Below are 12,501 nucleotides of genomic sequence, written 5' to 3' on the forward strand. Positions count from 1 at the left end.
TCACATCCGGAACACGCCGAAACGTGTCTCCTCGATTGGGGCATTCAGCGCGGCAGAGAGTGACAGCGCCAGCACCTCGCGCGATTTGCGCGGGTCGATCACCCCGTCATCCCACAGCCGGGCAGACGCATAAAGCGGGTGCGACTGTTCAGCGAACATATCAATCGTGGGCTGTTTGAACGCCGCCTCTTCCTCGGCCGACCATTCGCCACCGCCACGCTCGATCGCGTCGCGTTTGACCGTCGCCAGCACGCCCGCCGCCTGTTCGCCGCCCATGACGCTGATCCGGGACGTCGGCCACGACCACATGAACTCCGGGCTATAAGCTCTTCCAGACATGCCATAATTCCCGGCACCAAACGACCCTCCGACAACCATCGTGATCTTGGGCACCTTCGTTGTGGCGACCGCGGTCACCATCTTGGCCCCGTGCCGCGCGATCCCTTCATTCTCGTATTTCTGCCCCACCATGAACCCGGTGATGTTCTGCAGGAAAACCAAAGGGATACGGCGCTGACTGCACAGCTCCACAAAATGCGCACCCTTCTGGGCACTCTCGGAAAACAGCACGCCGTTATTGGCGACAATCCCGCAGGGCCAGCCATCAATATGGGCAAATCCACAGACCAGCGTCTCACCAAACCGGGCCTTGAATTCATCAAAGCGCGAGCCATCCACGACCCTGCGGATCACCTCGCGAATGTCATAAGGTGTGCGCAGATCGGCGGGGACCACATCGAACAAACTGTCCGGATCAAGCGCCGGAGGTTCCGGCGTCAACCGCTTGATTTCCAAAACCTTCTGCCGCGAACATGACGCAACTGCCTGCCGGGCCAACGCCAGCGCATGGGCATCATCCTCGGCCAGGTAATCGGCCACGCCGGACAGGCGCGTATGCACATCTCCGCCGCCCAGATCCTCGGCTGAAACCACCTCACCCGTTGCCGCCTTCACCAGCGGCGGCCCCGCCAGAAAGATCGTGCCCTGTTCCTTGACGATAATCGACACGTCGGCCATCGCAGGCACATAGGCCCCGCCCGCCGTACAGGACCCCATAACCACAGCAATCTGGGGAATACCCTTGGCCGACATCTGCGCCTGATTATAGAAAATCCGGCCAAAGTGATCGCGGTCCGGAAACACCTCATCCTGATTGGGCAGGTTGGCCCCCCCGCTATCGACCAGATAGACACACGGCAGATGACAGGCCTCTGCAATCTCCTGCGCGCGCAGATGCTTCTTGACGGTCATCGGATAATAGGTGCCACCTTTCACCGTGGCATCGTTGCAAACGACCATGACCTCAACGCCATTCACCCGGCCCACGCCAGCAATCACACCAGCACAGGGGGCAGCGCCATCATACATGCCATGGGCGGCGGTCGCGCCCACCTCCAGAAACGGCGAACCGGGGTCGAGCAAGCCCGCCACCCTGTCACGGGGCAGCATCTTGCCGCGGCTGACATGGCGCGCGCGGGATTTTTCGCCCCCGCCCGCTGCGGCAAGGGCGGCGGCATTCTGCACATCCGCCAAGGCGGACAGATGCTGATCTCGGGCAGACTGGATGTTCATTTCGTTCAAAGTCCACGCTCCAGGAAAATGGTTTGTTCAGCCGTGGTCCGCATGAGGCATTCGGCAAATGCTGGTGATCGGCCGGTTCCCTCGCCCCACGCCGCGAATACAGCGTCACAGCGCGCATCACGATAGCCAATCCAAGCTCGCTGCAGCCTGAGCAACGCGCCGGCCAGCGCCGGGTCACTCTCCTGCGCCGCGCTCATCTGTTCTTGGTAGACAGCGTTCAGCCGTGCGTCCCAGAAAACGCCTTCTTCACTGTAGCAAATGGATTCAACATACGATCCGCCCCCGTCAGCCATGCACGATCTGGCGGATGCCCCGATGCAATCCTGTCTCTCGCCGATCACGACAGCTTCCTGCAAGCAGCTTTCCGTCGCTAGATCGCTATATGATGGACCTTCAGCCGCCACCGGCCCGGCCATAAGCAGAAAGAAAATCACATTTTTCATCCCCGATACTCCGGGTTCTCAAAATCAAACCGAGTGCCCGCCTTCCAGGCCTCGCGGTCGTTGCCCTTATTGGGGATACCGCCTTCCAGCATCTTGGCCAGATGCATCAGGTTCCATGTCATGATGGTCGTGTTGCGCTGGGTGAACTCATTGTCGAAGCCAACCCGTTTGCCATCCACCTCGTCACCATAAGACGGCCCCGGACCGGCCTCGCCGATCCAGCCGCAATCAGCCTGCGGCGGGATGGTATAGCCCAGATGCGACAGGGCATAGCCAATGGTCATCGCCGCATGTTTGATCCCGTCTTCATTGCCGGTGATCACGCAACCGCCAACCTTGCCGTAATAGACCGACTGACCCTTGTCGTTCAGCACGCCGGACATGCCATAAAGCCGCTCAATCAGCACCCGGCAGACGCTGCTTTCCTCGCCCAGCCAAAGGGGCGTGCCGACGACCAGTATATTAGCCGCCTTGACCTTCTCCCACAGCGTGGGCCAGTCGTCGCCGTCCCAGCCATGTTCCGTCATATCGGGGTAGATACCGGGCGGGATATCGTGGGACAGCATATGCACATGCTCCACCTGCACCCCGTTCTTTGCCATGATATTCGCACTGGCATTGAGCAGCAGCTTGGTATGGCTCTCATCGGGCTTCTTCTTCAGCGATGTGTTGATGAACAACGCCTTCAGGCTTGAAAAATCACTCATGTGGCAGGCTCCTCCGTCCGCGCAAATGGGATGGACTCACCACGCGGGCCGACCAGATAGGTTGTGATAATTCCATTAGGATGGGTACAGTTGATCACCATGCGGACCGCCTCATCAGGATGGATCGTGGCGGCGCAATCGGTCGGCTTCGCCCCGTCACCAGCGTTGGCGACATAAGCGGCGGCATAACGATTGATGATCTCGGTTTCGGTCGGAACATCGCCAGCCCGAAGACCCAGATAGGCTGCAAAGACGACCAGCGCGCCCAGTGGCAGAAAAAGCATACTCCGCTTCACGCTGCCACCTTTGCGATTGATCCGAATCGCATTGTTGAACTAACGACGCAGCCACCGAAAAATCGATCTGTGAGGGTGTCATGTTTATGAGACCGCCAAATCCCAAGCGACCCTATACCGCAACGCAGTGAGCTTTGCGGGGCGCTGCCCCTCACCCTTTTCCCATCTGAACGAAAGGCCCGCGCATGCCGTGGGTTGGATCGATGTATATCCGCTTTATCTCGCCTCATTGGGCGGCCGAAGCTCGGACTTATTCCGGCTTCTTTGGCCCGGCCTACGCTTGTCGGTGGTCCCGGAAGACGCCTGACTGGATCGCCGACGAATTGTCGCGCGAATTGTCGTGGTTTTCCGACCGGCTGAACGTGCCCGAACGACTGTACAAAGCCACCGGGCGCGGCACCCGAAACGGCGTCTGCTGGTTTCGCGATACCGCCGCCGAGCATATCAGCCGGGCGCGCTACGTCTGCTGGTTGCTGGGTGAGGCTGGCGTGCGCATGGCCGAATTGCGTTCGCGGCGCCCTGGCACTGTGCTGTGGCGCGACGATCACCAAATCGTTGCCCTTGCCGAACGTGACGCGCGGCATCAGGTACGCGCCTGAACACATGGCGCAGCGGGTCATCTCTCTGCGTCCAACCAAGGCAGGCCATGCCGGCGAGAACGAATATCTCCCGTCCATCGCCAGAAATCTATCGGTGCAGACTGATGGCCTTTGGCGGATCATTGGGCCACTCGTTGCTTGAGGTCGTACATCCTGATCGTGCTCCGCGCCGTTTCGCGCAGCAGACACAGCGTGTTTGCCAGCTCGGTCTTTCCTGCGCTGTTTTCCGGTAGACTTTCGAAATCACACTGGCGGTCCATTTCAACCGTTGCAGCGCTGTTCATCTGGTCCAATTGGTCAAGACACGCATCCAAAGAAGGCTCACATGGGTCATCGGTCGACATGGACGCACGGATCGCGCCGGCGACTGCGGCCGTTTCTTCGCGCAGCAATTCGCGCCATGCCGAAACTTCGGCGGTCGCGCAGGGCAGGACGCTTTCATCAGGGGACAATTCGGTTTGACCTATACAGGTCTGCGTGATGGTACCCATGCAACCATATTTTTCCTCACGTGAAATGGCGCCCTTATAACAGGCGCGCAGATCGGATCGCACATCAGACGAAAGACCTTGCGCCACAGCCGGTTGCATCGAAAACAAGCCTGAAGCGGCCAGAATTATGGCCAGATGGCGCAACCTCACCCCATCGCCCCCATCAGCTCCCGGCCTACCAGCATCCGGCGGATTTCCGATGTCCCCGCCCCGATTTCCATCAGCTTGGCGTCGCGGAAGATGCGTGCCACTGGCGCGTCATTCAGGAATCCGGCACCGCCCATTGCCTGCACCGCCTGATGCGCCTGTTTCATGGCTTCTTCGGACGCATAGAGACAACAAGCTGCCGCATCCTGCCGCGTCACCGTGCCTCGGTCACAGGCGCGCGCGACCTCGTAGACGTAAGCCCGCGCCGAGTTCATCGCCGTATACATATCGGCGATCTTGCCTTGCATCAGCTGGAAGTTTCCGATCGGTTCACCGAACTGTTTGCGGCTGGAAATATACGGCATCACCTCGTCCAGACAGGCGGCCATGATACCCAGACCAATGCCCGCCAGCACCACACGCTCATAGTCCAGACCGGACATCAGGACGCGGACCCCCCTGCCTTCCTCACCCAGCACGTTGTCGAACGGGACCTGCACATCGTCAAAGACCAGCTCTGCCGTATTTGACCCGCGCATGCCCAGCTTGTCGAAATGGGGGGACGTGCTGAAACCCGTCATCTCCTTTTCGATCAGAAACGCTGTGATCCCCTTGGACCCCGCATCAGGGTCAGTCTTGGCATAAACCACCAGCGTATCGGCATCCGGTCCGTTGGTGATCCAGTATTTGTTGCCGTTCAGTCGGTAATGATCGTTGCGCTTTTCGGCCCGCAAGGACATCGACACCACGTCAGACCCGGCACCGGCCTCTGACATGGCCAGGGCGCCCACATGTTCACCAGAAATCAGCCGGGGCAGATATTTCGCCTTTTGTTCATCATTTCCGTTCAGCTTGATCTGGTTCACACAAAGATTGGAATGAGCCCCGTAAGATAATGAGACAGAGGCGCTTGCGCGCGCGATTTCTTCGATGGCGACTGTATGCGCGAGGTAAGACATGCCTGCCCCGCCGTATTCTTCGTCCACGGTGACGCCCAGCAGACCCAGTTCGCCCATTTCGGGCCACAGTTCTGGCGGGAAGGTGTTAGAGCGATCAATCTCGGCAGCCATCGGCTTGACCCGCTCCTGTGCCCAGGCATGCACCATATCGCGCAGGGCGTTCACATCCTCACCCAGATCAAAGGTCATTGAGGCGTGAAACATGGGCTCGCTCCGGTTTTAATTGAACGCTTGTTCATTTATAGATGGATTTTTTCCACCCTGTCGAGTCATTTATGCCGACGCTTTCGTCGCGAGGGAACGGAAACCTGATTGCTGCGTTATCGCGTTATGAAGCAGTTTATACTCTCCGCCATCATCACCCTCCTTCCTGCCGCCGCCATCGCCGATAAGGTGGGTCGCGTTGGTGTTGACTGGGTCGGCAACGACATCATCATCGAAGCCATCAACGACCCCGATGTCGAAGGTGTCACCTGCCACATCGCCTATTTCGAACGGTCCTTTTTTGATCGGATCTCCAACGGCAACTGGTTCGAAGACCCGTCAAATGCCTCCATCGACTGTCGTCAGACCGGACCGATCCGGATCGGCAATATCGACCGCAGCCGCAATGGCGAAAACGTGTTCCGCGAACGGCAGTCGATCATCCTGAAATCCTTGCGCGTGAAACGGATTTTTGACGAGGAAAACGACGTTCTGATCTATCTGGCCCATGCAAGTGAATTGACCCAAGGGTCGGCCAAGATGTCGATTTCGACAATCCCGCTGTACACGCCGGGCGGCTGATCATTCAGCCGCAGCCAGGCCCTGATAGACCGCGCCAACCTCTGCGCGAATGATGCGGGCGATCAATGCACAATCGTCCAGAGTAAGGGTCAGCGGCAGCCGCATATCGACAATTCCTGCCAGCACCCGGTCAGACGCGGGCATCGGCTCTGACGGGGCATAGCGCCAGCTGTCATAGCGTGATGTGAACCCGCTGGGTTCGGCCCCGCCGAACCATTTCAGCTCAACCCCCCGCGCCTTGCAGCGCCCGATCACATCGGCCACGGCATCCGCCGACCAATCCAGCAGCAGAAACTGGAAAGACGACGCCACGAACTGTTCCTTCGCGGGCCGATCAATCAACCGCAGCCCCGGCACATCGCGCAACCCATCCTCGACCACGCGGTAACGCGCATTCCACGCCGCACACTGATCCCTCAACCGGCGCAACTGCGGGCGCAGGATGGCCGCCCGCAGATTATCCATCCGGCCCGAGATGTTGGGTGTTTCGTATTTGATCTGCGCGAATACCTCTGGCCGCGGCGCGGCGCGGTGTTTGTCAAACAGCATGTAACTGCCCGACAGCATAATCGCCCGCGCCATGCTTTCGGCATCGTCAGTGACCAGAAAACCGCCCTCGCCCGAATTCATATGCTTGTAGGTCTGGGTGGAATAGCAGCCAAACCGCCCCCAGCGGCCACTGGGCACATTATCCCAGGCCGCCCCCATCGTATGCGCGCAATCCTCAATCACCATCACACCTGCGGCATCGCAAAGCGCCATCAGCCGTTCCATATCGCAGATATGGCCGCGCATATGGCTCAAGAGCAGCACCTTGGCCTGATCCAGCTTGACCGCCAGATCATCCAGATCAATCACCAGATCCTCGGTCACGCCAACGAACACCGGCACACCGCCCACGGCCGCAATCGCCCCCGGCACCGGGGCCAGCGTAAAGGCATTGGTCAGCACCCTGTCGCCATGTTTGACACCGGCGGCGCGCAACGCGGTCGTCATGGCATAACCGCCAGACGCGACGGCAAGGCAATACTTTGCCCCAACCTCTGCTGCAAATTCCTCTTCCAACAGCGCCGCCTCTGCGATCTCGGCACCGGCCGTATTATACCGGTGCAATCGCCCATGCTGCATCACAGCCAGGGCCGCCGCGATCCCATCCTCGGGAATCGGTTCCTGCTGGGTGAAACTGCCTTTGAAAACCTCTGTCATACCGCGATTGTGTGGGGCTGATGCCCCCGCGTCAATGGGACGATGCACAGCGTTTGATTTCGCCAAAACATCCGTTCAGCGAAGCTGCTGTCAGCCGATCAGGCGCGCCACCACATCATGCAGTTCGCCATAGCTGTCGATGGTCGCGTCCGACTCCAGCGCCAGCACATCCTCGCGGCCCGGACCAAACGTCACCAGCACCGAAGGCACACCGGCATTGCGGGACGTATCGCGGTCCGTCGCCGTATCCCCAACCAGCAGCGACCGGCGCGGATCACCCCCGGCGCGGCGCACCGCCTCGAAATGGTGTTCGGGGTCCGGTTTGCGCACCGGCAAGGTATCGGCCCCGATCAGCGAGGCGAAATCGGTGCGCACCCCAAGGCTGCGCATCAGCATCTCGGCCAGCCCTTCGGGTTTGTTGGTGGCAATCCCCACCGCATACCCGTCACGTTTCAGCCGGGCGACAGCCTCCATCGCACCGGGATACAGCGTGGTATGCGTGTCGATATCATCAGCATAGGCGGCCAGCAGGATCGGATATTGGCGATCCACCTCGTCCGCGCCAAAACCATCGACCCGCGAAAACCCCAGCTTCAGCATTGCCCGCCCGCCGCGCAACGCTGTCGCGGCATCACGCACCGGATCCAGCAGATCCCCCAGTCCCAACCCCCGAAAACAGGTATTGGCCGCCGCAATCAGATCGCCACTGGTATCGGCCAAAGTGCCATCAAGATCGAAAATCACCGTACGCATGCCTGTCCCCTCATGGCTCCCCCTTTCTGTAACGATGCGTAAACTGATGTGAACCCCCAACTCTTGTGATAATCAAAAAGCCCGGTAGAAGCGGGTCAACAAAAGCATAAGGCGCAGTAATGGCAGTGGCATTGATTATTCTGGGTGCGGGCATGGGAACACGGATGAATTCCGACATGCCCAAGGTGCTGCACCCGATCGCAGGCGCGCCGATGCTGGTCCATGCGATGGCCTCTGGCGCGGCGCTTGATCCGGACCGGACTGTCGTAGTTGCAGGCCATGGCGCGGCAGCCGTGGAAAAGGCCGCCAAATCCTATGATCCAGACGCCATCGTGACCGTCCAGACCGAACAGCTGGGCACTGCCCACGCCGTGGCACAGGCCCGCGATGCGCTGGCGGATTTCGATGGCGATGCCATCGTTCTGTACGGCGACACCCCTTTCATCCAACCCGAAACGCTGGCCGCAATGACAGCCGCAAGGCTGACCCACGATATCGTCGTTCTGGGGTTCAACGCCGACGATCCGGGCCACTACGGGCGGCTGATCCTGCAGGCGGATCAGCTTGACCGGATCGTCGAATTCAAGGATGCAACAGATGACGAACGCGCCGTAACCCTTTGCAACAGCGGCGTAATCGCGGCCAATGCAGCAACCCTCTTCGACCTTATTGATGCAGTCGGCAACAACAATGCGGCTGGCGAATACTACCTAACCGACATCATCGGCATCGCCCGCGCCCGCGGCCTGACCGCCACAGTCGTGCGCTGTGCAGAGGCTGAGACGATGGGCATCAACTCCCGCGCTGAACTGGCCATCGCCGAAGCCACGTTTCAGGACCGCGCGCGCAAGGCCGCGATGGGTGACGGCGTCACCCTCACTGCCCCTGACACCGTGCATTTCGCCTATGACACCGTGGTCGGGCGCGACACGATCATCGAACCCAACGTGGTCTTTGGCCCGGGCGTCACCATCGAATCCGGCGCCACGATACGGGCCTTCTCGCATCTCGAAGGCTGCCATGTGTCGCGCGGCGCGGTGGTCGGCCCTTATGCCCGTCTGCGCCCCGGCGCCGAACTGGCGGAAGACGTCAAGGTCGGCAATTTCGTCGAAATCAAGAATGCGCAGATCGCCGAAGGGGCCAAGGTCAACCACCTGTCCTATATCGGCGACGCCGATGTCGGCGCGCGCAGCAATATCGGCGCGGGGACCATCACCTGCAACTATGACGGCGTCTTCAAACACAAGACGATCATCGGCGCGGATACCTTCATCGGGTCCAACACCATGCTGGTGGCACCCGTCACCGTGGGTGACGCCGCCATGACCGGCAGCGGATCGGTCATCACCCGCGACGTACCCCCCGGCGATCTGGCCGTGGCACGGGCGCGGCAGGACAACAAGGCAGGCTTTGCCACGCGCCTGTTCGACAAACTAAGAGCCAAGAAAGCAAAAGGATCCTGATATGTGCGGTATTGTTGGCGTTCTGGGCAATCACGAAGCCGCCCCCATTCTGGTCGAGGCGCTAAAACGGCTCGAATATCGCGGCTATGACAGCGCCGGGATCGCAACCATCAACAACCTCCGGCTCGACCGGCGGCGGGCGGTCGGCAAACTGGTCAATCTCAGCGATTTGCTCGTGCACGACCCCCTGCCCGGCAAGGCCGGGATCGGCCACACCCGCTGGGCCACCCATGGCGCGCCCAATGTGGGCAACGCTCACCCCCACCGGGCGGGCGGCGTGGCCGTCGTCCATAACGGGATCATCGAAAACTTCCGCGAACTCCGCGCGTTTCTGGCGGAAAAGGGGATCGGCTTCGAGACCGACACCGACACCGAAACCGTCGCCCTGCTGGCGCAGTACTACATCGATCAGGGGCTCGGCCCACGCGATGCGGCAGCGCAGACCATAGCGCGGCTCGAAGGGGCCTATGCGCTCTGCTTTCTCTTCGACGGCGAAGACGATCTGCTGATCGCCGCCCGCAAAGGCTCCCCCCTCGCCATCGGCCATGGCGACGGTGAAATGTTCGTGGGCTCCGACGCCATCGCCTTAGCCCCGATGACCGACCGGATCACCTATCTCGAAGAAGGCGACTGGGCCGTCGTCACCCGCACATCTGTCGAAATCCGCGACCGCGAAGGCAACATCGCCAACCGCGCGCTTAAGGTGATCCAGATCGACACCGCCCAGGTCGACAAGGCGGGCTACAAACACTTCATGGCCAAGGAAATCGCCGAACAGCCGACCGTGCTGCAAGGCGCGCTGGCCCATTACATCAACGCCGACGGCACCGCCGTCACCCTGCCCGACCCCGGCCTTGATTTCACGAAAATCGAACGGCTGACCATGGTCGCCTGCGGCACCGCGTTCTATGCATGCCTTGTTGCGAAATACTGGTTCGAACAGATCGCCGGTATTCCGGTCGAGGTCGATGTCGCATCAGAATTCCGCTACCGCGAACCGCCCGTCACATCCGGCACAGTCGCCCTTTTCGTCAGCCAGTCGGGAGAGACCGCCGACACGCTCGCCGCCCTGCGCTACATGGATGGCAAGGCCGACAAAATCGTGTCGGTCGTCAACGTCCCCGAAAGCTCCATCGCGCGCGAAAGCGACCTGCCCTTGGCGATCCTCGCAGGCACCGAAATCGGCGTCGCCTCGACCAAGGCCTTCACCTGCCAGCTGACCACGCTCGCCATTCTGGTCCTGCACGCGGCGCATGTGCGCGGTCGGATCAGCGACACCGAATTGGCCGACAAGCTCTCCGCCCTGCGCGCGATGCCGGGCATTCTGAACCTCGCCTTGGGGATTGAAGAGAAGTCCAGCAGCGTCTCGCGCAAACTGGCCGAAGCACGCGACATCCTGTTCCTGGGGCGCGGCGCGATGTACCCGCTTGCTCTCGAAGGGGCGCTAAAACTCAAAGAAATCAGCTATATACATGCCGAAGCTTACGCATCCGGCGAGCTCAAACACGGGCCCATCGCGCTGGTCGACAAACACGTGCCCGTCATCGTTATGGCCCCCCGCGACGCGCTGTTCGACAAGACAGTGTCGAACATGCAAGAGGTCATGGCACGCGGCGGCAAGGTCCTCCTCATCACCGACCGGCAAGGCGCGAAAGAAGCCGGCGACGGCGTCTGGGACACGATCTTGATGCCCGAAATCGACCCCTTCCTCGCCCCGATCCTCTATGCGGTCCCAGCCCAGTTACTGGCCTACCACACGGCCATCGCCAAAGGCACGGACGTGGACCAGCCCCGCAACCTCGCCAAATCGGTAACGGTCGAGTGACGCCAAAACAGGCCACCGCCCTGCTCCGCGCTGCGGGCGACCCGGCGAAAGCGGCCGAAATGCATCGCTACCACAAGGTCGACCGCCCTTATCTGGGCGTCGCCAATCCGCAGATCGACGCCTTCGTTAAGGAATGGCGGGCGGCGACCGACCTCGACACGCGGCTCGCACTCGCGCGTGGCCTCTGGAAAGGCAACACCCATGAAGGGCGCATCGCTGCGGCCAAACTGCTGACGCAAGCCCGCATTCGCCCGGATGATCAGGGCGCATGGGATCTGATCACCTCATGGGTCCCCGATTTCGACGCATGGGCCATCGCCGATCACGCCAGCATCGCCGGGCAGAAACGGCTGGTCGCCGACCCCACGCGTCTCGACATGGTCGAGACATGGACAACATCAGACCACATGTGGACCCGGCGGGCCGCGCTTGTCATGACGCTCCCCTGGACCAAACAGAATCACCCCAAACCAGATGAACTGGCCATCCGCGACCGCATCCTCGGCTGGGCGGCCAGCTATGTCACCGACCACGACTGGTTCATCCAGAAAGCCATCGCCTGGTGGCTGCGCGAACTCTCAAAGCACGACCCGGCACGGGTGCGCACCTTTCTGGACACCCATGCAGACGCAATGAAACCCTTCGCCGCAAAAGAGGCGGGACGGAAACTCCCGTTAGATGGGTCTTGACCCATCCTACCTTGCGAAAACAGAAATCTCCGGCAGACCCGTCAGCGGCGCATCCAGCAACCGCATCGCCGCCAGACTGATCTGGCTCCCCGATCCGGTAGCACCGCCAGACGGGCGCAACTCGATATTGATCGACTTGCCCTGATACTCCACGCGGCCCTCGGTCAGCGTCGTGACCAACGGTGTCTTCAGCCAAATCCCCGGCTCGGTGGGCGGACCCAGCGACGCGATCGTTGTGCCCAAACTCTGCTCGGCACTTGATACTTCCACCGCCGTAGCCTCGGCCCGGTCCTCGTCTGTCGTGGTGTCAAACTGTTCCACCGTTGTGGCATTGGTTGGCGGTGGCGGTGGCGGCGTAGGGTCCAGCGTCGGGGCCGGAACTGCAGCTTCGACAGGGCTACCCCCAGAGGTGCCAAACAGGCCTTGCATGGATGGCGACGCGCAACCAGCAAGCGCAAAAAGCGGAAGGATCAAAAGGGCGTGTTTCATAAACCAGACGTTATGTGCGACCGCTCTGTCATTCAATAGCAGGCTTGCCGCTTGCGCAGCCGCGCGC

Annotated in this window: 14 protein-coding genes; 5 read left to right on the forward strand and 9 right to left on the reverse strand. The window is 60.8% G+C overall.

All coding sequences use genetic code 11. The features are described 5' to 3' along the window. From ACFWW2_RS04470 to ACFWW2_RS04485, 4 genes are read right to left on the reverse strand one after another with little or no spacing between them, the layout of a single operon-like run. Positions 1-1,572 carry a carboxyl transferase domain-containing protein gene (locus tag ACFWW2_RS04470; protein ID WP_393926535.1) on the reverse strand — a complete coding sequence of 524 codons (1,572 nt, stop codon included), beginning with the start codon at positions 1,570-1,572 and terminating at the stop codon, positions 1-3. A gap of 5 nt (positions 1,573-1,577) precedes the next feature. After that, complete coding sequence (locus ACFWW2_RS04475) at positions 1,578-2,024, reverse strand: lysozyme inhibitor LprI family protein (protein ID WP_393926536.1); 447 nt, start codon at positions 2,022-2,024, stop codon at positions 1,578-1,580. Beyond that, positions 2,021-2,731, reverse strand: coding sequence for a flavodoxin family protein (locus ACFWW2_RS04480; RefSeq protein WP_393926537.1), 711 nt, complete (start codon positions 2,729-2,731; stop codon positions 2,021-2,023). Before ACFWW2_RS04480 ends, ACFWW2_RS04475 begins: the two co-directional genes overlap by 4 nt. Continuing rightward, positions 2,728-3,015: a hypothetical protein gene (locus ACFWW2_RS04485; protein ID WP_393926538.1), complete on the reverse strand. Its 288-nt coding sequence runs from the start codon at positions 3,013-3,015 to the stop codon at positions 2,728-2,730. Before ACFWW2_RS04485 ends, ACFWW2_RS04480 begins: the two co-directional genes overlap by 4 nt. Positions 3,016-3,212: 197 nt before the next feature. On the opposite strand from ACFWW2_RS04485, the gene ACFWW2_RS04490 reads away from it, so the two are divergent. Continuing rightward, positions 3,213-3,626, forward strand: a complete 414-nt coding sequence (locus ACFWW2_RS04490) for a hypothetical protein (protein WP_393926539.1) — start codon at positions 3,213-3,215, stop codon at positions 3,624-3,626. 119 nt (positions 3,627-3,745) lie between these two features. Here ACFWW2_RS04490 and ACFWW2_RS04495 read toward each other — a convergent pair whose 3' ends face one another. Beyond that, a complete protein-coding gene (locus ACFWW2_RS04495; RefSeq protein ID WP_393926540.1) occupies positions 3,746-4,180 on the reverse strand; it encodes a hypothetical protein in 435 nt (144 codons plus the stop codon). 83 nt (positions 4,181-4,263) lie between these two features. Then, complete coding sequence (locus ACFWW2_RS04500) at positions 4,264-5,427, reverse strand: isovaleryl-CoA dehydrogenase (protein ID WP_393926541.1); 1,164 nt, start codon at positions 5,425-5,427, stop codon at positions 4,264-4,266. A gap of 126 nt (positions 5,428-5,553) precedes the next feature. Here ACFWW2_RS04500 and ACFWW2_RS04505 point away from each other — a divergent pair, with 126 nt between their 5' ends. Further along, complete coding sequence (locus ACFWW2_RS04505; protein WP_393926542.1) at positions 5,554-6,009, forward strand: CreA family protein; 456 nt, start codon at positions 5,554-5,556, stop codon at positions 6,007-6,009. On the opposite strand, the gene ACFWW2_RS04510 is transcribed toward ACFWW2_RS04505, so the two are convergent. Together ACFWW2_RS04510 and ACFWW2_RS04515 are read right to left on the reverse strand one after the other, a co-directional pair. After that, positions 6,010-7,215 (reverse strand): DegT/DnrJ/EryC1/StrS family aminotransferase, encoded by a 1,206-nt coding sequence (locus tag ACFWW2_RS04510; protein ID WP_393926543.1) that lies wholly within the window; start codon positions 7,213-7,215, stop codon positions 6,010-6,012. A 90-nt stretch (positions 7,216-7,305) separates the two neighbouring features. Further along, the gene (locus ACFWW2_RS04515; RefSeq protein ID WP_393926544.1) at positions 7,306-7,968 is read right to left on the reverse strand and encodes an HAD-IA family hydrolase; all 663 of its coding nucleotides are present in this window, start codon (positions 7,966-7,968) and stop codon (positions 7,306-7,308) included. A gap of 119 nt (positions 7,969-8,087) precedes the next feature. Here ACFWW2_RS04515 and glmU point away from each other — a divergent pair, with 119 nt between their 5' ends. Genes glmU through ACFWW2_RS04530 form a run of 3 tightly spaced genes read left to right on the forward strand, consistent with a single transcriptional unit; the run spans position 8,088 to position 11,945 of the window. Further along, a complete protein-coding gene (gene glmU / locus ACFWW2_RS04520; protein ID WP_393926545.1) occupies positions 8,088-9,431 on the forward strand; it encodes a bifunctional UDP-N-acetylglucosamine diphosphorylase/glucosamine-1-phosphate N-acetyltransferase GlmU in 1,344 nt (447 codons plus the stop codon). 1 nt (position 9,432) lies between these two features. Next, positions 9,433-11,256: a glutamine--fructose-6-phosphate transaminase (isomerizing) gene (gene glmS / locus ACFWW2_RS04525; protein WP_393926546.1), complete on the forward strand. Its 1,824-nt coding sequence runs from the start codon at positions 9,433-9,435 to the stop codon at positions 11,254-11,256. Continuing rightward, on the forward strand, positions 11,253-11,945 hold the full coding sequence (locus ACFWW2_RS04530) for a DNA alkylation repair protein (RefSeq protein ID WP_393926547.1): 693 nt from the start codon (positions 11,253-11,255) through the stop codon (positions 11,943-11,945). Before glmS ends, ACFWW2_RS04530 begins: the two co-directional genes overlap by 4 nt. Positions 11,946-11,951: 6 nt before the next feature. Here the strand turns inward: ACFWW2_RS04530 and ACFWW2_RS04535 are convergent, their stop codons facing one another. Further along, positions 11,952-12,434 carry a D-galactarate dehydratase gene (locus ACFWW2_RS04535; protein WP_393926548.1) on the reverse strand — a complete coding sequence of 161 codons (483 nt, stop codon included), beginning with the start codon at positions 12,432-12,434 and terminating at the stop codon, positions 11,952-11,954. Positions 12,435-12,501 lie beyond the last annotated feature (67 nt).

The sequence above is a fragment of the Yoonia sp. R2-816 genome, assembly GCF_046762905.1.
Lineage (GTDB): Bacteria > Pseudomonadota > Alphaproteobacteria > Rhodobacterales > Rhodobacteraceae > Yoonia.